Here is a 26,444-nt window from a genome sequence, read left to right as displayed (position 1 = left end):
CATATGGATACAATAAGTGAATGGTTAGCGGCCATCCCGCGGCCGGACGAAAGCGCGATGTCGCGGGCTCGTCAGCATATTGACGGCTTGTTGAAACCGCCCGGCAGCCTGGGGCGTCTGGAATCGCTGGCGATTCAGCTGGCCGGTATGCCGGGGCTACAGGGCGCATTACGTTTTCCACGCAAAACTATCGTGGTCATGTGCGCCGACCACGGCGTCTGGCATGAAGGTGTTACCGTCTCGCCACAGGCGGTGACCGCGATTCAGGCGGTCAATATGACCCGTAAGAATACCGGCGTTTGCGTGCTGGCAGCTCAGGCCGGGGCTGATGTTCAGGTAGTTGACATCGGTATTGACGCCGAACCGATCCCTGGGCTGGTAAATATGAAAGTGGCGCGCGGCAGCGGTAATATTGCCTGTACCGCGGCGATGAGTCGCGAGCAGGCTGAAACGCTGCTGCTGGCGAGCATGCGCTACACCCGTCAGCTTGCGGAGCAGGGCGTGCGTCTGTTCGGCGTGGGCGAATTAGGAATGGCTAACACGACCCCCGCTGCGGCAGTAGTCAGCGTGCTGACCGATCATGATGCCGGCGATGTTGTGGGCATCGGCGCGAACCTTCCAATATCGCAGCTGGCGCACAAGGCGGAAGTGGTACGCCGGGCGATAGCGGTCAACCAGCCTTCACCCGAAGATGGCCTCGACGTGCTGGCAAAAGTGGGCGGTTTTGACTTGCTCGGGATGGCCGGGGTCATGCTGGGCGCCGCTTCCTGCGGATTGCCGGTAATACTCGATGGCTTTTTATCGTACGCGTCGGCACTGGCGGCCTGCCGGATCGCGCCACAGTTGCATCCGTACCTGATTCCGTCGCATCTGTCGGCGGAGAAGGGGGCACGTATTGCGCTGGAGCACCTGCAGTTGCAACCTTATCTGGAGATGGGCATGCGCTTAGGCGAGGGCAGCGGCGCGGCGTTAGCCATGCATCTGGTGGAGGCGGCAGGAGCGATGTTCAACGACATGGGGACGCTGGCTGAGAGCAATATCGTGCTGCCGGAAAACCGTTAACCGGCTTCGGGGCGCCGACCGGCCCCCCGAAATAGTGCTTACAGCGCCTGCTGCCACACGCTTTGCGGCAGCAGATAAACATCCGCTTTAGCCTGCATACCGTCGGTAACGATATGACGAATGCCGCTGGCCATCACCGCAAGGGTGACATCAAACGCATTCAGGCTATCGCCAAAACCGGCGGTAAGGTTGAGCATTGAGCCATCGGCCATCAGATAGATTGTTTTCCCCGGCATCCGATAAGCATTGATATAGGGCATAACCTCTTCATGCGGGAACTGGCGCAGGTGTTCGCAATCAATCTCTTCCGCCACGTGTCCGACGTTGAGAATAAACACGCCATCTTTAGCGCTATCCAGCGCCAGGCTGTTGACCACTTTCTTGCCGCCGGTGGCGGTGGCGACGACATCGGCTGATGCGATTGCATCCTGTAAATCTACGACATGCCAGCCGTCATAAGCGGCCTGTAAACGGCGCGCCGGATCGATTTCCGCCACCATAACCTGGCCGCCGAAGGCTTTTGCCGCCGCGGCAACGCCTTGCCCGACCAGACCGTAGCCGATCACCAGTACTTTTTTCTCATGTAGGGTAAGGTGAGTGGTCTGGAAGAAAGTGTGCCAGGCCGTCAGGCCGACCATATGGCGGTTATGTAGCCCTTCTTTGACCGGCAGATCATCCCAGTTAAAGATAGGGTAGCCGGGGCGAATATCACCGAGGCGATTGACGCCGGAGCCGGTGGCTTCAAGGCCGGCGACGACATTGCCGAACTCGCCGCGCTGGTGGAGCAGGGTGGTAATATCCGCGCCCATCTCGCACAGGTGGGTTGGTTGCCAGGCGATGGCTTTTTCCCATGATTGTTGCCAGTCAGCATCGCTCATATTGCGCCAGGCGCAGGCTTCCGCGCCGCGCTCCACCAGCCAGGAAACAACCTCATCCTGTACGGTGGTTGGATTACAGGTGGTCAAAAAGACTTTCGCCCCTTTCTCAAGGAGCCCCTGCACCAGCGGGATCATTTTCATATCGAGATGCATACAGCAGGCCAGGCGCACTTCGCTGAGGTCGGGAAGGGCCGCCACCTGACGCAGGGTGCGCGGCATATTCTGGCTAGCCCATGCCACTTCTTTCGTTAAATTTGTCTTATTATTCACCGTATTGTGACCTTTAATCCGTAGAGTGGGTTTAACCCCAGTGGGGAAGATGATTCTAACGCAGGGTGTATAAATCACATAACCCACACTGCCCGGTAAAGTTGCAAATAATAGGCATCATAAATACATGGTTGTTAATGAATGGTTAAATAAAGACAATGAAACATCATTTATTCCTATGATGTGAGCGATTCGTTCGATGTTACGCGTTTTACAGCGCCCGCTATTTTCCCGCGCGCGTATTTTTCTCGGCCGTTTAAAACCTCATGCCTTACCCGTTGCTAAAAAGCATATTTTATTGGGCTCAATCGGCGCCGGAACGGGACTTGCGGTGACCAGTATGTTCAGCCACTGGCTGCTGGGCGAGGTGAATCTGTGGTTTATTGCGCCGATGGGGGCCTCGGCGGTATTGCTATTCGGCGTGCCCAGCAGCCCGCTTGCTCAGCCCTGGTCTATCGTTGGCGGCAACGTGCTTTCGGCGCTGATCGGCGTCACTGTCGGACTACTGGTGCCGGATACGGCAATCGCCTGCGGCCTGGCGGCGGCGCTGGCGATTGCCGGGATGTACTTTTTGCGTTGTCTGCATCCACCAGGCGGCGCGGTGGCGCTCACGGCCATTCTTGGCGGCGCCAGCGTACACAGTGAAGGCTACCAGTTTGTGCTGACGCCGGTATTATTGAACTCCATGATGTTGGCGCTGCTGGCGATCGTCTTCAACAATCTGGTCGGGCGCCGCTATCCGCATCCGCTGGCGGCGGAAGAGGTGAAGCCGAATGTAGTGCCGATGGGGATTGCAGTCACTCGCGAAGATATTCACGCCGCGCTGATGGAAGGGCAGTTCCTTGATATCGGCGAGGACGATGTGCAGGAACTACTGGAGAATATTGAACAGCAGGCCCGGCTGCGTCTCGCCGCCGGTCAAAAAGCGCGCCAGTGATGCTATTAAGGCACCCGTTGCAATGCCTTAGCTAGCGCCAGCCTGAATCGCTCGATGAGGTCGGGTTCACCAGGCAATAATTCGGCGAGCGTAATCGTTTTGTCCGCGCGGTAGACCTTACCGCTGCTGAGCAGCGCCTCAATATCATTGGCCACCTGATGTGCGGCCTGCAGATCGGCATCCAGTAATATCACGGCGTGAGCCAGGACGATGTGCACCTGGCTTTCGGCTATGGGCCGCCAGTATTGAGCGGTACCGGCAATCTTGCGGGCGTCTTCCCCCTCGCCGCAGGCGAGGTTATAGCGCCCGTCGCAGAAAGAACCGCTGACGGCCTGAAAATGGCTTTCGACGCCAAGGGTCGCCAGCGTGCGTTGCAATATTCCACACAACAACAGATAGATAGGTTCGGCGGCTTCGCCTAACGGCTGGGTTACCGGCCAGGCAAGACTCAGGTTGAGGATCCCCGGCCCCTGCGGCACCAGCCCACCGCCGGAGCGACGCATCCACACCGGCCAGCCGCGGGCGGCAAAGGATTCACTGACGGCGGCCAGATTGGCGAATTTCCGGTAACTGCCGGGCACCACGAACCCTTGCGGCGCCTGCCAGAGCTGAGCGACGGCTTCACCTCGGCGCGCGCGCTCGAACAGAGGCAGTTCGGCAAGCGTGGGATCATCGCAGCGGACAATCGGTAATTCGTCGGCGTTGAACCCGGCAGGCCAGCAGTCTGTGTTCTGTTGTGTTATCACGAAGCCTCCCTTGTTATGTCGGATGCCGGTTTTTCATCAACATCGCCGTGACGGCAGAGATCAGGCAGCCGACCGTCAGATAAATCGCCACGCTGTGCCACGAGCCGCCAGAGAAGGTGACCAGCGCGGCGGCGATAAATGGCGTAAAACCGCCGCCGACCACGCTGGCCACCTGGTATCCGACGCCTGCGCCGCTGTAGCGATAGCTGGCGCCAAACATTTCGGTAAACATCGGTTGCTGCACGCAAACCACCATATCATGGGCGATGTTGGCCAGCATCAGGGCAAAAAATAGGATCCAGAACAGCGAGTGCTGCTCCAGCGCCATAAAGAAGGGGAAGCCGCTTAATGTTCCGATCAGCGCCCCGGTAATATAGATACGTCGGCGGCCAAACCTATCTGCCAGCCAAGCAAAGCAGGGAATGGTAAAACAGCTAATGCCGCCCACCAGCAACCCAATATTGAGGAACAGTTCACGCGGCAGGCCGAGGTTTTGTGTCGAGTAGTTGAGGGCGAATGCGGTCACGATATACATCGTTAAAAGTTCACACAGGCGCAGGGCGATGATTAATAAGAAGGCACCCGGATGGCGTACCAACGCTTCCAGTACCGGCAGGCGTTTTTTCACCGCGGCGGGCGTTTTCTGCACCTGCTGCTCAAACTCTGCCGACTCGGCCATGCCGTTGCGGATCCACAATGCCGCCAGTACCAGCACTACGCTAAACAGGAACGGCAGGCGCCAGCCCCAACTAAGGAACTGCTCATCGGTGGTGAAACTGCTGATAAGCGATACCAGCCCAGTAGAGAGCAGCAGCCCGACGCCGTAACCCACCTGCACGCCGCTGCTATAGAACGCTTTTTTGTTTTTCGGCGCGCTTTCAACCGACAGCAACGCCGCGCCGCCCCATTCGCCGCCGACGGCGAAGCCCTGTACTGCGCGCAAAATCACCAGCAAAACCGGCGCCCACCAGCCAATCTGGTTAAAGGAAGGCAGGAGCCCGATACAGGCGGTGGCGATCCCCATCATCCACACGGTCATCATCAGCATGCGCTTACGACCTAAGCGGTCGCCGAAATGGCCGAAGATCACGCCGCCGAGCGGGCGGAAGAGGAAGCCGACGCCGAAGGTCGCGAAGGCTGCCAGCGTGCCCATTGCCGGGCCAATTTGTGGGAAAAATTCGCGGTTGAACACCAGTGCGGCGGTAATGCCGTACAGCAGAAAATCGTACCAGTCGACGACGGCGCCGGCAAAGCTGCCCCATGCCGCACGACGAGCGCGATGAAGAGAGGCAACCCCGTTGCCGGAGTCGGGAGAAATAAGCGTTGAGTCCATGCCTGTCCTGTTTGTTGCTAACTTGTTATTATTTGAATGAGACGCTTTCTTATCTACGCGCCGTTAGGGAGATTACCGTGCATAAGCGCAACTGAAAAGTTTTTTACCTGCCGGAAAGACAATAAAGTAAAAAATGTCTAAATCGAACATTTAATTTTCACCACTGGCGTGGGTTAACTGTTGACCATTACTGCTATTTTATTTTTGTTGCCCCATTGGGACGGCTTTTAAGAATTCACGTAAATGGTTTACAATTACTATCTCCAACGCTGGATATGGTGGGTGATATGCGTCTAATTTTTGCAGTTTTATTTTATGTTTTAGTTTTACCTAATGCTTTCGCAGAAAAACTGCCTGCGCCAACGGGCAAACCCGTTTTAACCATTTCAGGAAAGATTACCAATACAAACGAAGGCGATACTGCCGTATTTGACGTCGCCGCGTTAGAAAAGTTGGGCAATGAGACAGTGATCACAACCACTCCCTGGTATTCAGGAAAAGTGCGCTTTGATGGTATTTCACTTAGCAAACTTATGGACTTAGTGGGTGCGCAAGGTAAGACGGCGAAGGTGATGGCCCTTAACGATTATACGACCGAGGTGCCGGTGGATGATTTTCATAAATTCCCGGTGATCCTCGCGCTGAAGATGAATGGTGAATATATGCGCATTCGTGACAAAGGGCCCCTTTTTATTGTTTATCCCTACGATAGTAGCGCGGAGTTGCAGAACCAAATCTATTATTCCCGCTCGGCATGGCAGGTTTCAAAGATTATAATTGAGTAAGGCTCTGATCTTGAATCGAATACTCACTGCCATTATTTTGTCGCTTTTTATCGTCACCGGATACATTACCTATCTGGTGCATGAGCGGCAGAGTGAGCTGCAAAAATTAACACGTTATACCGACTCGTGGTCTGTGTCCCAGATGGTCTCTGAATACATGCGTCTGGAGGCTCGTTTAAGCGCCCTGGCGCTGAACGTGAAGGGGACCGACCGTGATGAGGTACGCCTGCGCCTGGAAATAATGATGAGCCAGATTGAATTGCTGCAGCAGGGCGATCTTGGTCAGTTCATCAGAAAAAGCGAGCAGCGGCAGGCGACGGTCACCAGTCTGATTCAGATCCTCGATCAACTCGACAGGCAACTGGATTCCATGACGCCTGAGCAGATGATGACTCTGCTATACACGATGAGTAAGTTGGATGGCCCAATGACCTCACTGGCCTCCATGACCCTGGCGCAGGACTTTGATGTCGTTAATCTTACGCATGATAAGATTCAGCATCTCTATTACATCTATTCGGTGATTTCAATCTTGCTGATTACGATGTGTATCACTCTTGGCCTATTGATGCTTCGACAAAATAACAACTTGCGTCGCGCGCATGTGCGAATGAAGCTGTTAGCTAATGATTTACAGCTGTCGAAAGAGAAACTTCAGGTACAGAACCGCCGTTTGCAGTATGACGCTTATCACGATTCGTTAACAGGTATGCCTAATCGCCTCTCTTTCTGGCAGAGGCTACAGGAAGTGGTTAATCACGTGAAACCTTATAATGGTTGCGCAGTGGTTATGTTGTTTGACCTCGATAATTTTAAAGATGTTAATGATACCTTAGGACATGATGCCGGCGATAAGTTGCTTCAGGAGCTCGCCAGCCGTTTGTCGTTCTTTCGTAAAACATCAGAGACGCTGTACCGCCTTGGTGGCGATGAGTTTGCCCTGGTATCGCAGGATCTGAGCGAAGAAATGGCGCTGGAGCGGGCGGATGTGATCCGCGAAAAAATCAGCCAACCGTACTATATCTACGATTCGTTAATTAACATTGGCGCTTGCATCGGCATCGTTATCTCCGATGGTGAAAGTCGTACTGATTACTTATACAAATGTGCCGATTTAGCGTTGTATGAAGCGAAAAAGTCGGGCGCGGGCAACGTGGAGATTTTTCGTCCCGGCATGTTACAACGTTTACAGGAAAACAAATCCTTTGAGGACGATCTGCTACATGCACTGGAAAACGACCAGTTCAAGGTTTACTACCAGCCGATCGCCGACACGGTATCGCGTGAAATCTACGGTTACGAAGCGTTGGTGCGCTGGTTTCATCCACTGCGCGGTATGGTGCCGCCTACAGAATTTATCCCGGTGGCGGAGAAAACCGGCCTGATTAACCCACTTGGCGAGTGGGTGCTGAAGACTGCCTGCGAGGAGGCGGCCCGCTGGGAGCAACCGCTGAAGGTTTCGGTAAACGTCTCACCGATTCAACTTATCAATACCTCACTCACAGACACGGTGGCGGCGGTGCTAAAGAAGACCGGTCTCGACCCGCGGCGCCTTGATCTTGAGATTACGGAATCTGATGTATTTAACGAGAATACGCGCTCGCTGGAGATCCTCAGCCAGTTGCGCGAGCAGGGGATTCAGATCTCAATTGACGATTTTGGTACCGGCTATTCGTCATTGTCGCGGCTGAGTTATTTCCCTTTTGATAAGATCAAAATTGACCGCTCGTTTGTGGTCAATATTCCTATGCAAAAAGATGACCTCGATATCGTGCGCCTGATCATCAGTATGGGGAAAAGTTTACATATGCGCATTGTCGCCGAAGGTGTTGAAACCGAGGAACAGTTAACTTCGCTGCAACAATTGGGTTGCGATCTCGTTCAGGGATATTTAATCGGGAAGCCGGGGCTTTTAAATAACAACTGAAAAAAGATAATCTTCGGTCTTTAAACTGTCGCCTGTGAACTATCACAGGCGCTTTTTTATATTTTAAATAAACCTAATCCGTAATGGGTATAAATAGTGGTAGATAAAATAGGATCAAAAAAATAATACCCTTAGCAATTAAAAGGGGTATATGATATGCAATATATCGTTTCATTCGCGGCGCTATTTCACGGCGCGGAAAGAGAGGCAAATCATGCAGCGAATCATTATACCTACCCATTATGTTCAGACCCGCTCCACCCCCATGTGGACCAAGGAGACCGCTCCCGCGTCCATCTGGAAGCGCCATCTTGATGCCGGTACGCGACAGGGCGTCTATCCGCGTTTATCGGTGATGCAGGGTGCAATACGCTATTATGGTTATGCCGATGAAACGAGCCCAGACCCTGTTGAAACGATGACTATTGAAGCGGGGCAGTTTGGTGTCTTCCCTGCGGAAAAATGGCACTGCATTGAGGCATTAACTGACGATACCGTATTTAATGTCGATTTTTACGTCGACCCTAAAATTCTGATTGAGGGATAAGCTGAGTCTATGAACAGTGAAAATAAAGGTTACTCATTAGCGATAACCAATAACAACAATAATGAAAAAAAAGAGAAAATTTATCTGAAGCCGATGGCGCTTTATGTCCCTGATATTGCGGTTCAGGCAGTAGCGGAATTGCTTCAGGATCTTTCTGCCGATAACGCACAGGGCAAAGGGTTCAGCCTGATGGTGACTAACAATAATAATGGTGTATCGGTAGATAAAGATTTCGCCTCAATCGAGGCGCTTCAGGATCCACTGCATGCCGCTGACGCGGTGAAAGAGCTTATCAATATTGTGCGCGGTTATGAATCTGACGAAGAGACTAACGTCTGCGGCTGGTAACACACCGTCTGGCAGATATCGTCCGATATCTGCCTCTTTCTCCGGTTTCAACTCATCGCTATCTGCTGCAGTAGCCAGTCCCGCAACGCGCTGATATCGTCGCGCTGTGCTAACTCTTGTGTCGCCACCAGATAATAGTTTGCTCCCGGTAAGGACATCTCAAATGGTGCCGCTAATACCCCGCGTTGCAACAGATCGCGCGCCAGCAGCTCGCTGGCAATCACTACGCCTTGTCCTGCTACCGCCGCCTGTAGCGCATGCGTCTCATCGCTGAAGGTTAACCCAGCATCGATATTCAGCTGCGGTGGCCCGTAGCGACGCTGCCAGTTTTCCCAGCCCGGCGAATCAGCCGGAACGTGACGATGTTCAACGTGGAACAGGGTTGCGTGATGCAAATCCTCCAGCCGTGTAATACCCAGCGTTGGGCTAGCGACGACGATAAAGCGGTCTTCATGTAGCAAGGTACAGTGCAGTTCGCGCTCCGGCGTTTCACGATAGCGAATCGCGACGTCAACGCTGCGCTGGTTGAGATCCACCCGCTCGACGCTGGTATGCAGCCGCAGGTCAATAGCGGGGAATTCCGCTTTAAATGCTGCCAGCCGTGGTACCAGCCAGTGAGTTAGAAAGTTGGAGGTGGTGGTGACGGTGAGTGACGGCGGCTGGTGTGAGCGAACAATTTGCGTAGTCGCTTCTTCCAGCGCGCTAAAGGCGCGTTGAGTCCCTGCATAGAGAATTTCACCGCTGTCGGTAAGGCTGACTCCCAGGGCATTGCGTTCACAGACGCGGCACTCCAGCACAGATTCCAGTAGTTTTATCTGGTGGCTCACTGCGGTAGCGCTCACCCCAAGCATATCGGCGGCGCGTTTAAAACTGCGACAGCGGGCAACGGCATGAAAGGCGCGTAGCGCGCCCAGCGGCGGGAGGCGGGTTTTTCTCATGGCTGAGTTTTTCTCATCTATTGCTGAAATTTATGCGTTTGCCGTACTTATTATACAGGGGATAGCCTACTGATATGTGAAATAGACACTGAATTAAATTCATCAGTGTTTGCGATTATCAGGAGTGAATAATGAATATCTACCGTAATCAGCGAGCTGGTGGGGCAACCACTTGCGAGGCCCCGCTCACGCAAACTATCGCGCTAAGTGGCGTATTCGCGGCGGGGGCGCTGCTATTGAGCGTTTCCTCCATGATTGGCACTCTCGGTACTCTGGCGTCGCTGCTGACGCTGACGGCAGCTTTTGCTGTTGGCTATGCAATCGCGCGTTGGCAGCCGTGGCCAGCGCATTATAGCGTTAGGGTATCGTGCTACGCCTTTGTGCTGTCCGCTATGGGCTGGTTAATGTTACTGGTGCTGTGGAATAGCGGACACGGTTGGCTATCTCAAATTCCGGGGATCGCCTTTGGTGGATTAGGTGCGGGTATTGTCTGGAAAAACAATGCTACAGCAAGATACTCGTCGGGCATGATGGCGAACATCCCGATGACAGCAGGTATCGTTATTATTATCCTGGCGACTCTGCTAACCAATCACTATGCGGATTCGGGAAAGGGAGGTTTTGTCTACGCACTGGCGGTCCTGGTAGATCTGGCATTGCTGGGAGCGGTGCTGATGAAAATTAGACAGCAGGAAATGTCGTAAATCGGCCCGTTATTTACCATAGCAAATCCTACCTATCATCTACGCAAGCGTAACACCACGACGACTTTGGTTCTGGCGTGGCGCCCGTTATCCTCTGTTTGTCAGTGAATCCATTAAATATTAGTCGTGAACGCTTAGTTATTTTAGTGACAGCAGAATTGAGAGAAAAAGCGGGGATTTATGTAACGCGGCAACATGTGAAGTGGCTTACATTTTTGACTTCCATCACACTTTATAGTTACGTCATTCTTGGTCGACGCAGTTATTTACTATGGCATCCATTAAAGACGTAGCAATAAAAGCTGGAGTATCTACCGCTACGGTCTCACGCGTGCTGAATAATCATCCCAGCGTGGCGCCAGAAACTCGCAAAGCAGTTCGTGAGGCAATGGATTTCTTATGCTATGTGCCTAGCAAGAGTGCGTTTCAATTGAGTGGGAAATGTTCTGGGCTGATTGCAGTTGTTCTGCCAAACCTTGTCAACCCACATTTTTGTGAACTGCTGGCGACATTTGAAGAGGAGGCAAGATACATCGGTAAAACGGTTATCGTCAAAACTCATCAGAATCAACCGCAGCTAGATAAGCAAATAATATATACGCTTATTAGTATGGGTATTGACAGTTTGCTATGGGTGCCAACAGAAGCCGAAAGCGAACTTGCAGAATGGCTCATCGCGACTAATATCCCCGTTGCAGTGGTTACACTGGTGTCGCGATTTTTCAATTCTGTTTCTATCGATCAAAGCAAAGGGGCGGAAGTTATAGCCGAGCATTTTATTCAGACCGGTCATACCACGTTTGGATTTGTAGCGCAGGAAGGCGCGGATAACCGAAAGGTTTTTTCATGGGCAAAACGAATTACCGGACAGGGATTGACTATAGATAAAGAGAATCAGTTTTGGATAGCGAAAGGCGAGGGTGAGAAAACATCAGGGCATATTAGTATACTCGATGATATTATTGTCAGGCTAGCCGAGAGAATAAATCATTGCTCATCTCTCTGGGTCTATAACGATGTGGCTGCTAGTTATATTATTGATGGCTTGAAAGAAAAAGGAATATCTGTGCCTGAAGATATTGCCATCGCTAGTTTTGATAATACTTTACTGGCACAAACTAAAAAAATTACTAGTGTGGCACAACCGATAAGTGAAATCGCCCATCTGGCATTTCAAATGATTAACAACGAAACAAAACAAGAAAGTATTGAAATGCACGAAATTGTCTCTCGTTTAATTATACGGGAGAGTAGCGTGAGTATTAATATTACTTTGCTTTAATCTACATACGCCATTATCAACTTATAAATATAAATTAACATTGGTTTACTAACCTCTGTTGAACACTTATGACTGTATACTCTAGAGGTCTTCTATGTCTGCAAACTCAATCGAAAGGCAAGGTGTTTACGGCAAACTGCGTTTAAAAGAAAAAATTGGTTATGGAATGGGAGATGCTGGTTCTTGTATGATTTGGAGTGTACTGGCGTTATATCTAACATGGTTCTACACGGATGTTTATGGTTTAGCTCCCGGTGTTGTCGGTACCTTGTTTCTGGTCATTCGTATTTTTGATGCCTTTAGCGACCCGGTTATGGGGGCGATTTGCGATCGTACTCGTAGCCGATGGGGTAAATTCCGACCATGGTTATTATGGATGGCATTGCCATTTGGTTTGGGAGCAGTACTGATGTTCACAACACCCGATTTAAGCATGAATGGAAAAATTGTTTATGCCTGGGTGACATATCTTGTGATGTCATTGATTTATACTGCTATCAATATTCCATATTGCTCAGTAGCTGGTGTGATCACGCTAAATCAGAAAGAGCGTTTAGGCTGTTTGTCATGGCGATTTTTCCTCAATGGATTGGCGACGCTAATAGTCTCCTCTTCAATTTTACCCTTAACAGACTGGTTAGGTAACGGTAACAGAGCGGCTGGTTTTCAGTTGACTATGGTAATCATGGGAGGTGCTGCGACACTAATGTTCTTCTTTTGTTTTGCCAGTATCAAAGAACGTGTTACTGCAATTAAAGTTAATGACTCTTTAATAAATGATCTAAAAGATATCATCAAAAACGATCAATGGTTATTGATGATTTTTATTACTTTCCTTAATGTTTTTCCGGCATTTATTCGTGGTGCAGTGACTATTTATTATGCTACCTATGTTATGCAAGCCTCCGTCGGATTTACTACGTTTTTTTTGGCTCTTGGCGTTGCATGTAACATGCTAGGTAGTGTTATAGCGAAACCACTCACCGATCGTTTTGATAAAATTAAGCTGTTCCGTTCGATTAATATCGTTCTTGGCTTCCTTTCTTTAGCTCTATGGTTTGTCGATCCCAGGTCTTTGCTACCACTACTTACACTTTTTATCATCATTAACATCCTGCATTTGATTCAATCAGGGCCAATATTATGGGCCATGATGTCCGACGTTGATGACTACGGAGACTGGAAATACGGTAAACGCCTTACCGGTATTTCATTTGCTGGTAATTTGTTTATGTTAAAAATGGGTTTGGCAGTTGCTGGTGCGATTGTTGCGTGGATATTATCATTGACGGGTTACATCGCTAATAAACCTCAACAAAACACAGAGACTATCGAAGGTATCATTATTATGTTTTCTTTACTGCCAATGATTACCTATTTTATTAGCGCATTCGTAGTTAGATACTTTAAATTGAATAACCACTTTCTTGAACAAATTAAAGTGGAACTCGCTAAGCGTGAACTCAATAACGGTTCTTCACCGCATCATGACATCGAGCGAGATAGGACCGCAGTGGTTAACCATTAGTTAAAATTCTCCTGAAAGAAATTAGGGGTATTATTAATTATTATAATATTCAGAGGTCAATAGAACCGTAATATCTACCTATCCTAATAATGTAGAGGAAAATAACGCATGTCGAGTGAAAATTATTATGATGTAACAGAGTGGAGTGAAGGTAATCCTTTTGAAGATATCGGTTTAGTGATTAATAGTATTATTGCCGATATTAAAAATCGGCAAACAGACACAGATGTCAATGATGGTGGAAAACCGGGGGCTGTTATCTATATCCCGCCTGGAGACTATCATTTGCTCACTCAGGTAGTAATAGACATCAGTTACTTGAAAGTTAAAGGAGACGGACATGGGTTTACCTCTTCAAGTATCCGTTTTAATACTCCGGAAAGTGATTGGGCAAGCTGGCATGAATTGTGGCCAGGCGGTAGTCGTATACTTGTTGATATAACACCATCATCTACGACTCCGGAAGCGGAAGGGGCGGCTTTTTATATTGAGCGTAGCGGTGACCCAAGAATAAGCTCAGTTGAGTTCGCGGATTTTTGCATTGATGGGTTACATTTTGTGGATGACGGTTCGGGAAGTAACGATCCTGAAAACACCTATCTCAATGGTAAAACGGGTATTTATATTGCCAGTGCGCAGGACTCATTCCGCATTAGTGGAATGGGATTCGTATATCTTGAACACGGCATCACTATATATAATGCCGATGCATTGGCGATACATAATAACTTTATTGCTGAGTGCGGTAATTGTATAGAACTCCGTGGGTCGGGACAGGCTTCAAAAATAACCGATAATTTGATAGGTGCCGGTTATAGAGGATATTCCATTTATGCAGAGAACTTTGGTGGCCTTCTGGTTACAGCAAACAACATTTTTCCCCGCGGTAAAAGCAGTATTCACTTTTCTGGTGTCCTCCGTTCTGCAGTTAGCAGCAACAGATTTCATTCATTCTATCCAGGGATGCTGGTTTTTGAGAATAGCTGTTCAGAAAACCTGGTGACGGCAAACCACTTTTTCCGTGAACATGAGCCTTGGGAACCTATGCAGCCGTATAGTAATGGTTTAGATGACTTGTATGGGTTGCTATATATAGAAGGTGAGAATAATTCGATTATTGCTAACCATATTTCTGAATCGATTGATAAACAGTATATCGTTCCTGCTGGCGCGACACCTGTCATAATACGGTTGGCATCAGGAGATAGTAACTATATTTCTGACAATCATATTGTTGCTACCACCGATACATCATTGTTAAAAGGTCATGCAGAATCTTGTTTCTCTGCACAAGTTAGAGCGCTGCTGGCATTAGAGGGGTTGGAAGTTCTCGACGTGACGACCGTACAGGTCGACGCAGCATCTCAACGTAATATCATACTTGATTCCGGAAGCGACGCTCAGGTTGTGCTTGATAAAGCGGTCAACGCGTTTAGAGCGACGCCGGTACCCGGCTTGTCATAATAGAAAAGCAAAAAGCCTGCTCGTAAGCAGGCTTTTCTAAATCTGGCTTCTCTGACTGGATGCGATATCTAATATATCTCTTTGAATTTTAATTAATTTGGTTTTAAATATTAAAACGCGACCCTCAATAAGGCCCAAATGTTATTGCTGTTATTAAATGTGATATATATCACGTTTGTGATTGTTGTTCTGACCGTAGGTAGATATGGCGGTTGGCTCCGTTCCAGGAGGACGACAGACCAATCCCTCCGTAAAAACAGCATTTACCGCCTTAACCGCAGCCACCGTGCCAGCTATAGTGTATCCGCTGCCCGCCAAGCGCTGGCAGCAGCCGTCTTGCAACCTCGGATGCCATCTCCCAAGAAATTCATCGTTGTATCAGGAAATATAGGCCATGCCGTTTGACTGGAAAGATCTTATCATACCTATTATGACCGTCACTGAGGTCTTAGGGGACATAATCATGTATGAGCTTTCTTTGGGTCTTGTGCTTTAGGGCCTTCTGTTCCTGGACACCCCTCCAATCCCAGTGGATCCACCCACCCCAGCGGATCATGTACATAACTATAGGTATTCAAACCGAATCGAAATCGGATCCTGACTGATATACCTCCCCGCTAACGGATTATAGTACCGGTAGCGGTTATAATGCAGCCCTGATTCTTCATCGGCATACTGCCCCTGCAAACGCAGTGGTTGGCAGTTACCCGCCTGCATTTCTCTATGGCCGTAGGCGCGATATATGGCACTCCACACTACGTTGCCGTCCTCGTCCAGCAGCTCCTGCGGTATACCGATATGGTCGTTGACGTAGTAGCTGACGGTTCTGCCGACGCCGCGTCCTTTAAGCTGAGCCAGAGGGCGGAAGCTGCAGCCCGGCTCGTACCGATAGCTGGTGCAGTCAAAGTCGGTGGCTTTCGTGTGCCGGTTAAACATGAGGCTGGGAGTAAAATCCGCGTGCGCTTCGTCACACTCGGTGACCATCCGGTCGTCCTGCCAGAAGAACAGGATGGATTTACCGGTTTCCTCGTCGGTCTTGCGGATGCGCCTGTCGAAGACGTCATACTCATAGCGCCATGAGTGGCGCGGAAAGCCTCCATCATCATAGTGGCGCACGTCGGTAAAGCGCATCAGCCGGTGCTCGCAGTTCCATTCAAATCGGTGCTCCCGGCACTGCGCCTTGCCCCAGCGGTCAGCGATGAGATTGCCGAACTCGTCGTACTCATAGTGGTGGTCTGCCCTGTAGCAGCAGTCGGTCGCCTTTGACTTTCGCCTGATGCTCGCCACCTTCGGGCGGTATGTTCATGCCCAGTAGGTTGTCGTCGCCGTCAAAGCTGAACTCCTCGTACAGGGCGTTCCAGCACGGGTCTTCCGGCAGGTGGTGTTGGGTCAACATTAATATCTTACGGTAATCTCTGTGGGGTTGGATTCGGATTTATGTTAGTGCGTGTGACCGGTAAATTCCGCGACGATCTGCAGGCAGCGATGGCGCTGGTGCGCGGCGACAATCTGGGCCAGCCGTTCCAGTTCAAAAACTTCCGCGATTGATTTTTCCCGCCGGCCGCCTTCCCGCATGTGAGAAAGGTGGCCGGGCGGGTAAATCGATTAAGGCGTGGCTTTTTTAGGCTCTGCGGCCTTGTTATACAACGCCTGAATCAGCGCCTGCTGTTCCGCTCCCGGTATGATACCCAATCTGTGAAAAATATTCCCAATCTGATAAAGCTGCTGATTACCGGTGTCGTCCTGGCGGGTAATCGACGCCTGCGTGGTTAATTTTTTCAGCGTAAAGGTAATATGTTCCTGACACTCGGGCGTGTTTTCAGCACAAATCTGGCGTAACAGCATCAGGTTTTTATTATCGACCCTATCTGCGTTAATCATCAATTCCCTTGCCTGACTCCACTGTTTTGCATTCATGTAGTGGTCGAGCATCGCCTCCTCTTCGAGAGAGGGAACGTGCTGGTGTAATACCCGTTTGGCATTCACCGTGTCGTTGCCATAGCCGTAAAGCTCCGCAAGTCTTTGAAAGGAACGCGACATATCTTCATCAGGCCAGGCTTTTTCTTGGCTGAGGTAAATTGCTTCGGCGCTGACGGCTAATTTTTCCGCTGCCTCAGGATGACCAATTTCTTTGAGTACATCACCCATTTCATTTGTTGCATCTTCCCATTCGGCGAACGTCAGGGTTTGCGCCTCGGCGGAGAGGGTTGCGATATGCTTTTCCGCCACAGCATTCTGCTTATGCTGAAAGAGATTCTTCAGCGCTTTGATTTTGTACTCGTAGCAATACCTGTCGTCGTAGCAGGTATATTCCGGCGCGCTCATCAGCAAATCGATACGCTTATTCATCTGCGCAACATCATCAAGCTTGCTTAATAAATCAATCAGCTCCATTTCAATGCGCGGCGAAGGGGCAAAATTGAATATTTTATCGACCTGCGTCACATAGGTTGAAAGCGTCTCCTGATAATTCTGTGTCAGCTCGTTTTTCTTATAAAAAGAGAGCAATCCCGGTAATGAATACTGGAAATAGCTTCCTTTATTGCCGGTTGCTTTGCGCAATCTCGCAGACAATGCCATCGCCTTCTCTTTATTACCTGTGGCGTAATAGATCTCCATCAGGTCGAGATACTCCTGATAACGGTAGGCTTCAACACTCGGTTGTTGAGCAATAGCCGTATCAAACATTTTCAGCGCTCTATCTGCGTAAACCAACGCCTTTGCGGTGTCGCCCTTGGCATGGTACTGCTTTGCAATAATAAGCAGCATTTTTAGCTGAATATAAGGAACAACAATTTTATCAGCGTAATTTTCATTATAAATGGCGGCGGTTTTATCAGGCTCTGAGTGCCAGGATTCTAAAACCGTGGCTAAATAAAAATTCCTCGCGTCGGCATTTTTGCTAAGAAGGGCTAAGGCTTTTTCAGGCTGTTTGCGATTAACCCAGCCATCAACGTAGCTCTCGTAGGCGGTAATGCTCGACGGTTTATCGAGACCAATTTTGGACAGGAAAACCATCGCGGCATCCGGGCTATTATTTTCAGCGATCCACGAGGCCTCATGGTTTAGCGAAAACTTCGCATCAATCGACAGTGTGTCCAGCTTTTTCAGTAATGCATCCGCACGGCTCATCGGGCCGTACATAAACAGTTCCCTGTGTAATTCAAACCAGGCTGCCTGCGATTTAAAAGTGGTGCTTTCATTTAAAGGGACGGCATTTTGCAGTTTCTGTTCGACAACTGACCAGACATCAGGCGATTGCTGACTTTGTGCAACGCTCTGATAAGAGTAAAAAACCGTGGCGGCTGTGAGTAATGTGGCGAATTTAAATTTCATAGCAACGTGTATCCTTTCAGTTCCGTTTGAATAGCCTCTTTACAGCAAAGTCATATTTACTTAGTTTGAGGCGTTAATTCCTTTAAGGCTGCCAGTGCAGGTTTGACGCCGCCTTTTACCGCTGCTGTAAGATGAAGTTTGGCTTTGTTGAGGTCTTTCTCAACACCATCACCATTCCTGTACATGAGTCCAAGGTTATAGTGCGCCTGAGCATTTCCTTGGTCAGCGGATTTTTTAATCCACTTATAGGCTTCCGGCAGGTTTTTCGGCATTCCTTCGCCGATAAGATTTAAATATCCCACTTCTAACTGCGCATCACTTTCTCCAAGCTCTGCCGCTTTGAATAAATAGGAGAGATATTTTTTGCTATCTTGCGTTACGCCATCACCGTCGTTGTACGCATAGGCCAAAAAGAGAAGCGCGCCGGGATGATTTTGCTCTGCGGACTGAGTTAACCATTTCATCGCCACATCGTAGTTTGTGCATTCAAACTCATACTTACCTAAATGATATTGCGCAGTGCTGTCACCCTGCTTTGCCTTATTGGTGACGTCAGTCGGCGCATATAGCTTTGAAAGCTCTTCATCGTTGTGGTAACAACTGATGTATTTTATGCCGTCTTCATCATAGGCTTCTTCTGTACCTTCCTTGTCGCCATCGACATAGGGCAGCGCACTTAAGACCTTACCCGTACGATCGTTAAACTCTCTTTTCAGGCCGTTTCTTTCATCATTAGCAAACATAACCTCTTCAACAAGTTTGCCGGTACGTTCGCTCCAGCGGCGATCGGCTCCCTGCTTTTTATCGTCTTTATATTCGGTGGTATAGGTGAGTTTGCCCTGTTCATTCCAGTGCTTAGCGTCCCCATTCAGCATACCGTTTTTATAGGGATAGACTGATTCGCGGTGACCATTTTCGTACCACTTTTCGAAATCCCCGTCTAACACATTATGTTTATACATTTTGGATGAGGCAGGCTTTCCGTTGCTGAACCATTCTTTGACCGCACCATGTTTACGGCCTTCACTATCAAAAGATGATTCTTCTTTGGGATGCCCATTTCCATACCAGCTCTTAGCAGAAAGCTGCTTGCCATTTTTATAGGTCGCTTTAGAAAGGAGTTTGCCCTCTTCACTGTATTGTTCGAACGTTCCGTTGTTTTCACCTTGGTTATTTCTGTGGTAAACACCACGAATTTTACCGGTAGAATAATATTCCGTACTGGTGCCGACAATGGTGCCTTTACTGTATGAATATTTCTCCTTTATTTTCCCATCAGGGAAGTATTCAAATGCCGGGCCCTCCAGTTTCTGATTTAAATAGCTGTGTTTTTGTTTTAAAATACCGTTATCATAAAAATGTGGACATTCGCCGTCTTTAATTTTACCTTGGGCAAAGTAACGTTTGCTTTCAACGGCTCCGTTTTCATGGTATACGATGTATTCCCCTTCGGGTTGACCATCTTTAAACGTCAGCGTTTCTGCTATTTTGTCTTTTTCATCAAAGTAAGTTTCAGCTTTTCCGTCACGCTTATTTTGCGCATTATAATGATAAATACTTTTGAGATTGCCGCTTTCATAGAAAGATTTAAATACAGAAACACGTTGTCGGTTAGCGAAGTTTTCTTCGTTGGTATAGCCTTCAAAGGCTATCTGTTTACTCTGCATCACCTCCCCTGTTACTTCTGAGGATTCCAGATACCAGCCGGTGACTTTCCATAATTTTTTCTCTTTGTCATAGGGGAGGGGCATATGGACTACTGTTGTTGCCTGACGTTTAACCGTCGGTTGCAGTTCATCATCCAGCCACAAGTCAGACGATCTTTTCATGTATTTGGCACCGCACAGCGCTTCGGTACATAGCTCGATTCCAGTCAGCATGGGCGTGCCGCCAGCATCGCACTGATCGACCGTCAGGTAAAAATAACGGTCATCGAGAATAGCCGGTCTTAAACTGCGTATTTTATTAATATATTCTTCTGTCGTCAGTCCCATTGATTCTGCGCGCGCAGAAAGGGTGTTAGTATTACAGGGTGTTTTATCTTTAAAATAATAACGGTCGGCGAGTAAAAGTTTCAGATCACTGCTAATGGCGGTTTTATTAAAATCGATATTTTGAATTTGTGCGATGAAATTAACGGGTTTGGATTCTGTACTGGGGGATTGTTTTGCACATATATTCGCGCAATATAATGAAACTATAATTGTTATGAATATTTTCTTCAAGATGATCTCCTTGTATGAATAGTAACTCCCTGAAACTTATTGCATGCTATAGAAATAAATAGTTAATGTAAAGGGTGCGAGGAGTATATTCTGGCAGGAGAGAGTTTGCTTCAGTTACCAGTAAGAATAATTTAAGTATTACGAGCGCGTTGTTTTTAATTTGATAACAACTCGCTGATGATTATTAACGATTATATACCCAATAAACCCCAAGATGCGGGAGTGAGCACCTGAAAGTGATCTTTAATTCCTGATGTCAGTGAGTCCGCTATATCCGGCAGCGTCTGGTTAAAAAAGACAGATATTGTGTCCCTGAACTCTCGCGTACTGCTGAAGTAGCGATCTGAACGATAAGGCTGTCTTCGATATCCGGGAAAACATATATTTCCAGCCTGCGCTTGATAGTCGCGGCATAATGCGCAGACCAGCGTCGGTGATCGGCGTGCCAGTTCATGGCGATCTGGCGGAAGGTATGTCCGTTTTTCTTTTTCTGCTGCGCGATCTTCTTATCAGCGGCAGGAGCGGCCCCTTCACGCACTCTGGCGCGTGCGGCGTCGCATAGATGACGCGCTTTGAACAGGGAAACATCCGGGTAGGGGCCAAAGGCCAGCTTCTTTTCTTTCCCGCCAATGCGGTACTTCATATACCAGAGTTTTGAGCCGTTGGGTTTGATCAGCAGGTAGAGTCCTGAACTGTCGGTAATCTTGAAGGATTTCTCGGTGGGTTTGATCTTGCGGATAGCGGTATCGGTTAATGCCACAGGTGGGGGCTCCATTCTCTCAACGGACCGTGAGGCCCCCGATTAAGCCCCCAAAAACTATGGATGTCAAGAAACCCGGCATACCTTCTCAGGTCAACCGGGTAAAAATAAGTTCTTGTTTTTTTTTAATGTCTCCGGACTCGCTGGGATGTCCCGAAACTAAAATCTGGCTCCTCTGACTGGACTCGAACCAGTGACATACGGATTAACAGTCCGCCGTTCTACCGACTGAACTACAGAGGAATCGTGTGAACGGGGCGCATGTTAGCGAGTGAGTAACGGGATGTCAAAGGAGATTGCGCCATTTGCGATTGTTCGCTGGTAAAATCATCAGTAGTAGAGGTTTTTTCAGCACTGAAGCGAAAATTTAAGCAATAAAAAGGTGAGGGGAGCACTAGCAGATCCGAAAAACTCTGCCTTCAGTGCTTGCTGCAAAGAGTCATTTGAACGGTGAATGTACAATCGTCATCCGGTTACACCTGTTTACAACGCAGGTGTAACTTTAGAAGTGAATGGATTATTTTTCATCGGGTTCTGCATTTAGCAGCCAGGGCTGCAAATGACCATTTTTAATTCTGGTCAAATAATCTTCAATTAAACTCTTGGTTTGCGGGGTGAGGGTATAAAATTCATATAACGTACAAGCTATATTAGATTGTAAATCTATAGTGCCGGAGATATCTTCAGGAATAAAGTACATTTGGCGGTTTGTCATGGTTCTAATGTATAATCTTTTGCCAATAATAGGATTGTCGCCGAATAAATTAACGCCAATTTCCATGGCGCCGTCTATAGGGAAATATAAAACGTACCACTGTGTTTTGTTATGGTTGTTAATTAAAGATTCAACCATTTCGGTAGCAGATAGCCGTTTCAAATTATCAACACAACGCAGAATGTATCGGCGCATTACAAACTGTTTTAGTAGCGCCATGAACATCCCGGATAAAAATAAAAGGGTAAATGTCGATGCTATTACTACTAAAAACCATAGTCCTGTTGATAAAGCCGAAAAGGAAGATGCGATAACTAAACTTATTATGAGCGAAACGATAAACATTAAGCTTTGTAATTTATATTTGTCTTTTGCTAATTTGAATAAGAAATAAGTCAGGAAAAATCCAGCCAGGCAATAAAAAAATAATAATGATCTATCCATGTATTTAATCCTGGTATGTATGTGTTAACAATATTTTCTCAAAGCATCTAAATATTTCAGACTAACTTGATTCTATGCTACCACGAAGACAGTAAACCTTGCTATTCCTGTTGGCGCGTAAACGCACCAGGCAATATTCATTTCGACTTTGCTCAGCAGGTTTTGTCGTTATGTTTGATGTCTGTGGAACAGAAGAGGGTAGAAAGCAAAAAAGCAGACGTCGCTGAACGTCTGCTTTTCTTAAAATTGGCTCCTCTGACTGGACTCGAACCAGTGACATACGGATTAACAGTCCGCCGTTCTACCGACTGAACTACAGAGGAATCGTGTGGAATGGTATCTTAGCGGCGAAAAAATTTTTGTCAAATATCAATTCAGTTGTGGCGAGCCGCTTGCTGCATCTATCGACAATTTGTCGTAATTGCCAACAAATTACCAGGAAAAATACTTTGCAGGATTAGCAGTTCTCAATCATCATTTGAAATGTTGTTTCAACTCTTCTCACTAAGGTCTCCCTTGAACGTCACTTCAGCAGTACGCCAGGCCGTAGCGCGCACGTCCTGGTTTAAAAAACGCAAGAGCTATCGGGTGCTCTACTGGCGTGAAATTAGTCCCCTTGCCGTACCGATCCTGTTGGAAAATGCCTGCGTGTTGTTGATGGGGGTTCTGAGTACTTTCCTTGTTAGCTGGCTCGGTAAAGAAGCGATGGCCGGGGTGGGCTTAGCCGATAGCTTTAATATGGTCATTATGTCGTTTTTTGCCGCGATTGACCTGGGCACCACCGTGGTGGTGGCCTTCAGCCTCGGTAAGCGCGATAGAAAGCGGGCGAGGGCGGCCGCGCGTCAATCGCTGGCGATCATGACCTTGTTCTCGATCGTGCTGGCGGCGATTATTCACGCCTTTGGTGAGCAGATTATCGATATCGTTGCCGGCGACGCCACGGTTCAGGTTAAGGCACTGGCCCTAACCTATCTTGAGCTGACAGTGCTGAGCTATCCGGCGGCGGCGATTGCCTTAATTGGTAGCGGCGCGCTTCGCGGCGCGGGGACCACCAAAATCCCGCTGTTAATTAACGGTGGGATGAATATTCTCAATATTATTATCAGCAGTATCCTGATTTACGGCCTCTTCTCCTGGCCGGGGCTTGGCTTTGTCGGCGCCGGGCTGGGGCTGACTATTGCCCGCTATATTGGCGCATTGGCAACCATCTGGGTTCTGATGACAGGTTTTAACCCGGCGCTGCGCATTTCGCTGAAGAGCTACTTTAAGCCGTTTAACTTTGCCATTATCTGGGAGGTGATGGGCATTGGCATCCCGGCGAGCATCGAATCGGTACTGTTTAATGGCGGCAAGCTGCTGACGCAGATGTTTGTTGCCGGGATGGGGACCAACGTCATCGCCGGGAACTTTATTGCCTTCTCGGTGGCTTCGTTAATTAACCTGCCGGGTAACGCGTTGGGTTCGGCCTCAACTATTATTACCGGAAAACGACTGGGGAAAGGGCAGGTCGGCCAGGCGGAACGTCAGGCCTGGTTCGTGTTCTGGTTGTCGACTATTATCCTGACGCTTATTGCCTGGGGCACCGCACCGTTCGCCGGCTTGATCGCTTCGTTCTACACCAGCGAAGAAGACGTAAAAGTGGTGGTTAAAGAGTTATTGTGGCTCAATGCCCTGTTTATGCCAATTTGGTCGCTTTCCTGGACCTTGCCCTGTGCCTTTAAAGGCGCACGCGACGTGCGTTACACCATGTGGGTTTCGATGCTGGGTATGTGGGGATGCCGGGTGGTTGCTGGCTATACGCTGGGGATCATGCTGGGCATGGGCGTCATCGGTGTCTGGCTGGGTATGGTGCTTGACTGGGCGGTGCGCGGCCTGTTGTTCTATCGCCGGATGATCACCGGGCGTTGGCTGAGGAAGTACCCGCGATTAAAGGCTCGGCTGGAAGAAAAGTCATGAATATCCTAAAAAAGTGTTACTTTTTAGTCGAAGTGAAGAATAAATCGGCAAACGGTCGCTATTATTAAAAACATCTTTGACATGGCTGAGCGTGGTCGTTAGTATTCGCCCCGTTCACACGATTCCTCTGTAGTTCAGTCGGTAGAACGGCGGACTGTTAATCCGTATGTCACTGGTTCGAGTCCAGTCAGAGGAGCCAAATTTAAAAAGCCTGCTTTCGAGCAGGCTTTTTGCTTTTCTGTATCCGTACAATTTTGCCCTAGGCAAATAGCGCGCAGGGCTTGACCGGGATTAACGGAACGGTGGTTCGTTGAAGGTACGCAGCTTGCGGGAGTGCATGTGGTCACCCTCGGCGCGCAGCAGATCGATGGCGCGGATCCCTATCTGCAGATGCTCGGAAATCGCCCCTTCATAGAAGCGGTTCGCTTGTCCCGGCAGCTTGATTTCACCGTGTAGCGGTTTATCGGAGACGCACAGCAGCGTGCCGTAAGGTACGCGGAAACGATAGCCCTGTGCGGCAATAGTGGCGCTTTCCATATCGATGGCCACCGCACGGCTTAGGTTAAAGCGCAACGCCGAGGCGGAATAACGCAATTCCCAGTTGCGGTCATCGGTGGTCACCACCGTACCGGTACGCAGACGCTGTTTGACCTCTTCGCCCGGCATGCCGCTAACCTGTTTAGTGGCGTCATACAGCGCACGCTGCACTTCGGCGATACTCGGGATGGGAATATCCGGCGGTAGCACCGCATCCAGCACGTGGTCGTCACGTAAATAGGCATGCGCCAGTACATAGTCGCCTATCGACTGGCTTTCACGCAGGCCGCCACAGTGGCCAATCATCAGCCAGACGTCAGGGCGCAGCACCGCGAGGTGATCGCAAATATTTTTGGCATTGGCCGGGCCGACGCCGATGTTGATCAACGTAATACCCTGACCGTCGTTAGTGATCAGGTGCCAGGCCGGCATCTGGTGCTTTTTCCACGCCAGATCGGAAATCGCCTCTTCCGGGGCCTCAGTGTCGGCGGTGATCCAAATCCCGCCTGCACAGGAGAGGGCAATGTACGGGCTATCCGGATCGAGGATCTGGCTACAGCCCCAGCTGACGAACTCATCGACGTAACGCGTGTAGTTGGTAAACAAGACATACGGCTGGAAGTGCTCAACCGGCGTGCCGGTGTAGTGCTTCAGGCGCGCAAGTGAAAAATCGACGCGGCGGGCGTCAAAATGCGACAGCGGATAATACTCGGTGGCGTGGAACAGGCCATCGGCGGTTTCATCGCCAATCTGCGACAGTTCGGTGGTCGGAAAATAACGCGTTAATCCGGCGCTCATCGAGCGATCCAGCGTCAGCGCAGAGCCATCAATCACGTAAGGGAAGGGAATTTCGTGCTGCGAATTGCCGACGCTAATATGCGCGCCGTAATCCTGATATAGCAGAGTTAATTGTTCCAGCAGATAAGCGCGAAAGAGTTTTGGATTGGTAATGGTGGTGGTGTAGCAGCCTGCATGGGTGAATCGCCCCCAGGCTCGGGTTTTTAAGGCTTTGTGCTCGGCGCCATCCCACGAGACAGACAATTGAGGATAGACGAATAAGCCTTCAGCACGGGCTATTTCATCAGGAAGGATATTGTGGTGAATGTACTCGCCAATGGCCTTACGCAACGCGTTAACCGCTCTTTCATACTGCGCTTCCAACTGGGAAAGCGCCTGCTCCGGGGTCAGACTGACGGCCTTCTGGTTCATCATTCGCTCCTTGTTTCAGGTCTGCTGATACTGTTGATAGTATGCTACAGCGTGAAAATGGCGAAGGAAAATTACAGGCCCGGGTAAATAGTCAAACTCGTTGATAATAAAAGCTTAGCCGCGCAGGGTCAGGCAGTCTGTGCCCAGCGTTCGGCGCTAAAATTACTTGCGCTTACCACTCTTAATGTCGCCGCGTCGTTATTGTTGATGTAATAAAGTGCATTAGGACCAGGCGTTAGCTTATCACCTTCCTGTAGTCTGCATCGGCTTTCGATTTCAGCAATTACCACGATCTGGCCACTCTGTAGAACCACGCAAGTTGTTGCTGTAGAGGCATTTTTCCGTACTTTCTTGACCCACCACTCCATGTTTTCACCCAGGCTTGTTACACTCAGAATGATAATTGACGCGTTAGTGCTTTAAAGACAACTGAAACTACCCATTGGTTTAATTTACGTTTAGCTGAAGTTGTTAAATCTTAACTCTGCGATGCAGCGGGACAGGCAAATACCA

At 49.1% G+C, this 26,444-nt stretch carries 23 protein-coding genes, 3 tRNA genes and 3 pseudogenes; 14 read left to right on the top strand and 15 right to left on the bottom strand.

Annotated elements, in window-relative coordinates; translation table 11 throughout:
* The first annotated feature begins 3 nt into the window (after positions 1-3).
* Entirely contained in the window at positions 4-1,062 is a 1,059-nt protein-coding gene (gene cobT / locus PGR29_RS05445) for a nicotinate-nucleotide--dimethylbenzimidazole phosphoribosyltransferase (RefSeq protein ID WP_316424189.1), read from the top strand.
* A gap of 38 nt (positions 1,063-1,100) precedes the next feature.
* Here cobT and PGR29_RS05440 read toward each other — a convergent pair whose 3' ends face one another.
* Positions 1,101-2,210 (bottom strand): adenosylhomocysteinase, encoded by a 1,110-nt coding sequence (locus PGR29_RS05440; protein ID WP_087860485.1) that lies wholly within the window; start codon positions 2,208-2,210, stop codon positions 1,101-1,103.
* A gap of 199 nt (positions 2,211-2,409) precedes the next feature.
* Between PGR29_RS05440 and PGR29_RS05435 the strand changes: the two genes are divergently transcribed.
* The gene (locus PGR29_RS05435; RefSeq protein WP_316424188.1) at positions 2,410-3,147 is read left to right on the top strand and encodes an HPP family protein; all 738 of its coding nucleotides are present in this window, start codon (positions 2,410-2,412) and stop codon (positions 3,145-3,147) included.
* A gap of 5 nt (positions 3,148-3,152) precedes the next feature.
* Here PGR29_RS05435 and PGR29_RS05430 read toward each other — a convergent pair whose 3' ends face one another.
* Positions 3,153-3,893 (bottom strand): lipoyl protein ligase domain-containing protein, encoded by a 741-nt coding sequence (locus PGR29_RS05430; protein WP_316424187.1) that lies wholly within the window; start codon positions 3,891-3,893, stop codon positions 3,153-3,155.
* A 13-nt stretch (positions 3,894-3,906) separates the two neighbouring features.
* Positions 3,907-5,226, bottom strand: coding sequence for a shikimate transporter (gene shiA, locus PGR29_RS05425; RefSeq protein WP_113373524.1), 1,320 nt, complete (start codon positions 5,224-5,226; stop codon positions 3,907-3,909).
* Between the two features lie 287 nt (positions 5,227-5,513).
* Here shiA and PGR29_RS05420 point away from each other — a divergent pair, with 287 nt between their 5' ends.
* From PGR29_RS05420 to PGR29_RS05405, 4 genes are all read left to right on the top strand, one after another.
* Positions 5,514-6,011, top strand: coding sequence for a molybdopterin-dependent oxidoreductase (locus PGR29_RS05420; protein WP_087860488.1), 498 nt, complete (start codon positions 5,514-5,516; stop codon positions 6,009-6,011).
* 10 nt (positions 6,012-6,021) lie between these two features.
* A complete protein-coding gene (locus PGR29_RS05415) occupies positions 6,022-7,938 on the top strand; it encodes a putative bifunctional diguanylate cyclase/phosphodiesterase (protein ID WP_113373525.1) in 1,917 nt (638 codons plus the stop codon).
* A gap of 214 nt (positions 7,939-8,152) precedes the next feature.
* Positions 8,153-8,485, top strand: a complete 333-nt coding sequence (locus tag PGR29_RS05410; RefSeq protein WP_087860660.1) for a DUF1971 domain-containing protein — start codon at positions 8,153-8,155, stop codon at positions 8,483-8,485.
* A 9-nt stretch (positions 8,486-8,494) separates the two neighbouring features.
* Positions 8,495-8,833, top strand: a complete 339-nt coding sequence (locus PGR29_RS05405; protein WP_113373526.1) for a DUF1869 domain-containing protein — start codon at positions 8,495-8,497, stop codon at positions 8,831-8,833.
* Between the two features lie 47 nt (positions 8,834-8,880).
* On the opposite strand, the gene PGR29_RS05400 is transcribed toward PGR29_RS05405, so the two are convergent.
* The gene (locus PGR29_RS05400) at positions 8,881-9,771 is read right to left on the bottom strand and encodes a LysR substrate-binding domain-containing protein (protein ID WP_087860491.1); all 891 of its coding nucleotides are present in this window, start codon (positions 9,769-9,771) and stop codon (positions 8,881-8,883) included.
* Between the two features lie 131 nt (positions 9,772-9,902).
* Between PGR29_RS05400 and PGR29_RS05395 the strand changes: the two genes are divergently transcribed.
* The 4 genes from PGR29_RS05395 to PGR29_RS05380 all read left to right on the top strand — a co-directional run bounded on the left by PGR29_RS05395 (position 9,903) and on the right by PGR29_RS05380 (position 14,749).
* Positions 9,903-10,475: a hypothetical protein gene (locus PGR29_RS05395; protein ID WP_213316846.1), complete on the top strand. Its 573-nt coding sequence runs from the start codon at positions 9,903-9,905 to the stop codon at positions 10,473-10,475.
* A 271-nt stretch (positions 10,476-10,746) separates the two neighbouring features.
* A complete protein-coding gene (locus PGR29_RS05390) occupies positions 10,747-11,757 on the top strand; it encodes a LacI family DNA-binding transcriptional regulator (RefSeq protein WP_213316847.1) in 1,011 nt (336 codons plus the stop codon).
* 94 nt (positions 11,758-11,851) lie between these two features.
* Positions 11,852-13,285, top strand: a complete 1,434-nt coding sequence (locus PGR29_RS05385; protein WP_113373529.1) for a glycoside-pentoside-hexuronide (GPH):cation symporter — start codon at positions 11,852-11,854, stop codon at positions 13,283-13,285.
* 108 nt (positions 13,286-13,393) lie between these two features.
* Positions 13,394-14,749: a right-handed parallel beta-helix repeat-containing protein gene (locus PGR29_RS05380; protein WP_213794508.1), complete on the top strand. Its 1,356-nt coding sequence runs from the start codon at positions 13,394-13,396 to the stop codon at positions 14,747-14,749.
* Positions 14,750-15,313: 564 nt separating this feature from the next.
* On the opposite strand, the gene PGR29_RS05375 is transcribed toward PGR29_RS05380, so the two are convergent.
* Both PGR29_RS05375 and PGR29_RS05370 read right to left on the bottom strand, forming a co-directional pair.
* Entirely contained in the window at positions 15,314-15,880 is a 567-nt protein-coding gene (locus PGR29_RS05375) for an RHS repeat-associated core domain-containing protein (protein ID WP_316424186.1), read from the bottom strand.
* A gap of 91 nt (positions 15,881-15,971) precedes the next feature.
* Positions 15,972-16,145 carry a hypothetical protein gene (locus PGR29_RS05370; RefSeq protein ID WP_316424185.1) on the bottom strand — a complete coding sequence of 58 codons (174 nt, stop codon included), beginning with the start codon at positions 16,143-16,145 and terminating at the stop codon, positions 15,972-15,974.
* A 47-nt stretch (positions 16,146-16,192) separates the two neighbouring features.
* Here PGR29_RS05370 and PGR29_RS05365 point away from each other — a divergent pair.
* Positions 16,193-16,297: pseudogene (locus PGR29_RS05365) on the top strand (DUF520 family protein); the annotation flags it as partial.
* Between the two features lie 57 nt (positions 16,298-16,354).
* Here the strand turns inward: PGR29_RS05365 and PGR29_RS05360 are convergent.
* The 7 genes and pseudogenes from PGR29_RS05360 to PGR29_RS05330 form a co-directional block, all read right to left on the bottom strand.
* Positions 16,355-18,085 carry a hypothetical protein gene (locus tag PGR29_RS05360; protein WP_316424184.1) on the bottom strand — a complete coding sequence of 577 codons (1,731 nt, stop codon included), beginning with the start codon at positions 18,083-18,085 and terminating at the stop codon, positions 16,355-16,357.
* A 56-nt stretch (positions 18,086-18,141) separates the two neighbouring features.
* Positions 18,142-19,836 carry a hypothetical protein gene (locus PGR29_RS05355; RefSeq protein WP_316424340.1) on the bottom strand — a complete coding sequence of 565 codons (1,695 nt, stop codon included), beginning with the start codon at positions 19,834-19,836 and terminating at the stop codon, positions 18,142-18,144.
* Positions 19,837-20,501: 665 nt separating this feature from the next.
* Positions 20,502-20,660, bottom strand: a pseudogene (locus PGR29_RS05350) (IS630 family transposase); the annotation flags it as partial.
* Positions 20,645-21,070, bottom strand: a pseudogene (locus PGR29_RS05345) (tyrosine-type recombinase/integrase); the annotation flags it as partial. The pseudogenes PGR29_RS05345 and PGR29_RS05350, both read right to left, overlap by 16 nt.
* Before the next feature lie 167 nt (positions 21,071-21,237).
* Positions 21,238-21,313, bottom strand: a tRNA-Asn gene (locus tag PGR29_RS05340).
* Between the two features lie 274 nt (positions 21,314-21,587).
* Positions 21,588-22,229 carry a hypothetical protein gene (locus PGR29_RS05335; RefSeq protein WP_316424183.1) on the bottom strand — a complete coding sequence of 214 codons (642 nt, stop codon included), beginning with the start codon at positions 22,227-22,229 and terminating at the stop codon, positions 21,588-21,590.
* A gap of 247 nt (positions 22,230-22,476) precedes the next feature.
* A tRNA-Asn gene (locus PGR29_RS05330) sits at positions 22,477-22,552 on the bottom strand.
* Positions 22,553-22,557: 5 nt separating this feature from the next.
* On the opposite strand from PGR29_RS05330, the gene PGR29_RS24905 reads away from it, so the two are divergent.
* The 3 genes from PGR29_RS24905 to PGR29_RS05320 all read left to right on the top strand — a co-directional run bounded on the left by PGR29_RS24905 (position 22,558) and on the right by PGR29_RS05320 (position 24,384).
* Entirely contained in the window at positions 22,558-22,650 is a 93-nt protein-coding gene (locus PGR29_RS24905) for a DUF5951 family protein (protein ID WP_373431808.1), read from the top strand.
* Positions 22,651-22,745: 95 nt separating this feature from the next.
* The gene (locus tag PGR29_RS05325; RefSeq protein ID WP_316424182.1) at positions 22,746-24,185 is read left to right on the top strand and encodes an EmmdR/YeeO family multidrug/toxin efflux MATE transporter; all 1,440 of its coding nucleotides are present in this window, start codon (positions 22,746-22,748) and stop codon (positions 24,183-24,185) included.
* A 123-nt stretch (positions 24,186-24,308) separates the two neighbouring features.
* Positions 24,309-24,384: transfer RNA gene (locus tag PGR29_RS05320), tRNA-Asn, on the top strand.
* 92 nt (positions 24,385-24,476) lie between these two features.
* On the opposite strand, the gene PGR29_RS05315 is transcribed toward PGR29_RS05320, so the two are convergent.
* Complete coding sequence (locus PGR29_RS05315) at positions 24,477-25,931, bottom strand: AMP nucleosidase (RefSeq protein ID WP_015365878.1); 1,455 nt, start codon at positions 25,929-25,931, stop codon at positions 24,477-24,479.
* Between the two features lie 128 nt (positions 25,932-26,059).
* Entirely contained in the window at positions 26,060-26,299 is a 240-nt protein-coding gene (locus PGR29_RS05310; protein WP_087860499.1) for a histidine kinase, read from the bottom strand.
* Between the last annotated feature and the right edge of the window lie 145 nt (positions 26,300-26,444).

Origin of the sequence: Klebsiella sp. 141203 (genome assembly GCF_032601985.1) — a bacterium.
Lineage (GTDB): Bacteria > Pseudomonadota > Gammaproteobacteria > Enterobacterales > Enterobacteriaceae > Klebsiella > Klebsiella aerogenes.
This window is presented reverse-complemented; position numbering and strand designations above follow the sequence as displayed.

What these genes read in the sequence shown, in the direction of transcription:
- cobT (WP_316424189.1), top strand. Translation starts at nt 4, where the DNA reads ATGGATACAATAAGTGAATGGTTAGCGGCCATCCCGCGGCCGGACGAA.
- PGR29_RS05435 (WP_316424188.1), top strand. Translation starts at nt 2,410, where the DNA reads ATGTTACGCGTTTTACAGCGCCCGCTATTTTCCCGCGCGCGTATTTTT.
- shiA (WP_113373524.1), bottom strand. Translation starts at nt 5,226, where the DNA reads ATGGACTCAACGCTTATTTCTCCCGACTCCGGCAACGGGGTTGCCTCT.
- PGR29_RS05420 (WP_087860488.1), top strand. Translation starts at nt 5,514, where the DNA reads ATGCGTCTAATTTTTGCAGTTTTATTTTATGTTTTAGTTTTACCTAAT.
- PGR29_RS05410 (WP_087860660.1), top strand. Translation starts at nt 8,153, where the DNA reads ATGCAGCGAATCATTATACCTACCCATTATGTTCAGACCCGCTCCACC.
- PGR29_RS05405 (WP_113373526.1), top strand. Translation starts at nt 8,495, where the DNA reads ATGAACAGTGAAAATAAAGGTTACTCATTAGCGATAACCAATAACAAC.
- PGR29_RS05400 (WP_087860491.1), bottom strand. Translation starts at nt 9,771, where the DNA reads ATGAGAAAAACCCGCCTCCCGCCGCTGGGCGCGCTACGCGCCTTTCAT.
- PGR29_RS05395 (WP_213316846.1), top strand. Translation starts at nt 9,903, where the DNA reads ATGAATATCTACCGTAATCAGCGAGCTGGTGGGGCAACCACTTGCGAG.
- PGR29_RS05390 (WP_213316847.1), top strand. Translation starts at nt 10,747, where the DNA reads ATGGCATCCATTAAAGACGTAGCAATAAAAGCTGGAGTATCTACCGCT.
- PGR29_RS05385 (WP_113373529.1), top strand. Translation starts at nt 11,852, where the DNA reads ATGTCTGCAAACTCAATCGAAAGGCAAGGTGTTTACGGCAAACTGCGT.
- PGR29_RS05380 (WP_213794508.1), top strand. Translation starts at nt 13,394, where the DNA reads ATGTCGAGTGAAAATTATTATGATGTAACAGAGTGGAGTGAAGGTAAT.
- PGR29_RS05375 (WP_316424186.1), bottom strand. Translation starts at nt 15,880, where the DNA reads ATGCGCTTTACCGACGTGCGCCACTATGATGATGGAGGCTTTCCGCGC.
- PGR29_RS05370 (WP_316424185.1), bottom strand. Translation starts at nt 16,145, where the DNA reads ATGTTGACCCAACACCACCTGCCGGAAGACCCGTGCTGGAACGCCCTG.
- PGR29_RS05360 (WP_316424184.1), bottom strand. Translation starts at nt 18,085, where the DNA reads ATGAAATTTAAATTCGCCACATTACTCACAGCCGCCACGGTTTTTTAC.
- PGR29_RS05355 (WP_316424340.1), bottom strand. Translation starts at nt 19,836, where the DNA reads ATGCCCCTCCCCTATGACAAAGAGAAAAAATTATGGAAAGTCACCGGC.
- PGR29_RS05335 (WP_316424183.1), bottom strand. Translation starts at nt 22,229, where the DNA reads ATGGATAGATCATTATTATTTTTTTATTGCCTGGCTGGATTTTTCCTG.
- PGR29_RS05315 (WP_015365878.1), bottom strand. Translation starts at nt 25,931, where the DNA reads ATGAACCAGAAGGCCGTCAGTCTGACCCCGGAGCAGGCGCTTTCCCAG.
- PGR29_RS05310 (WP_087860499.1), bottom strand. Translation starts at nt 26,299, where the DNA reads ATGGAGTGGTGGGTCAAGAAAGTACGGAAAAATGCCTCTACAGCAACA.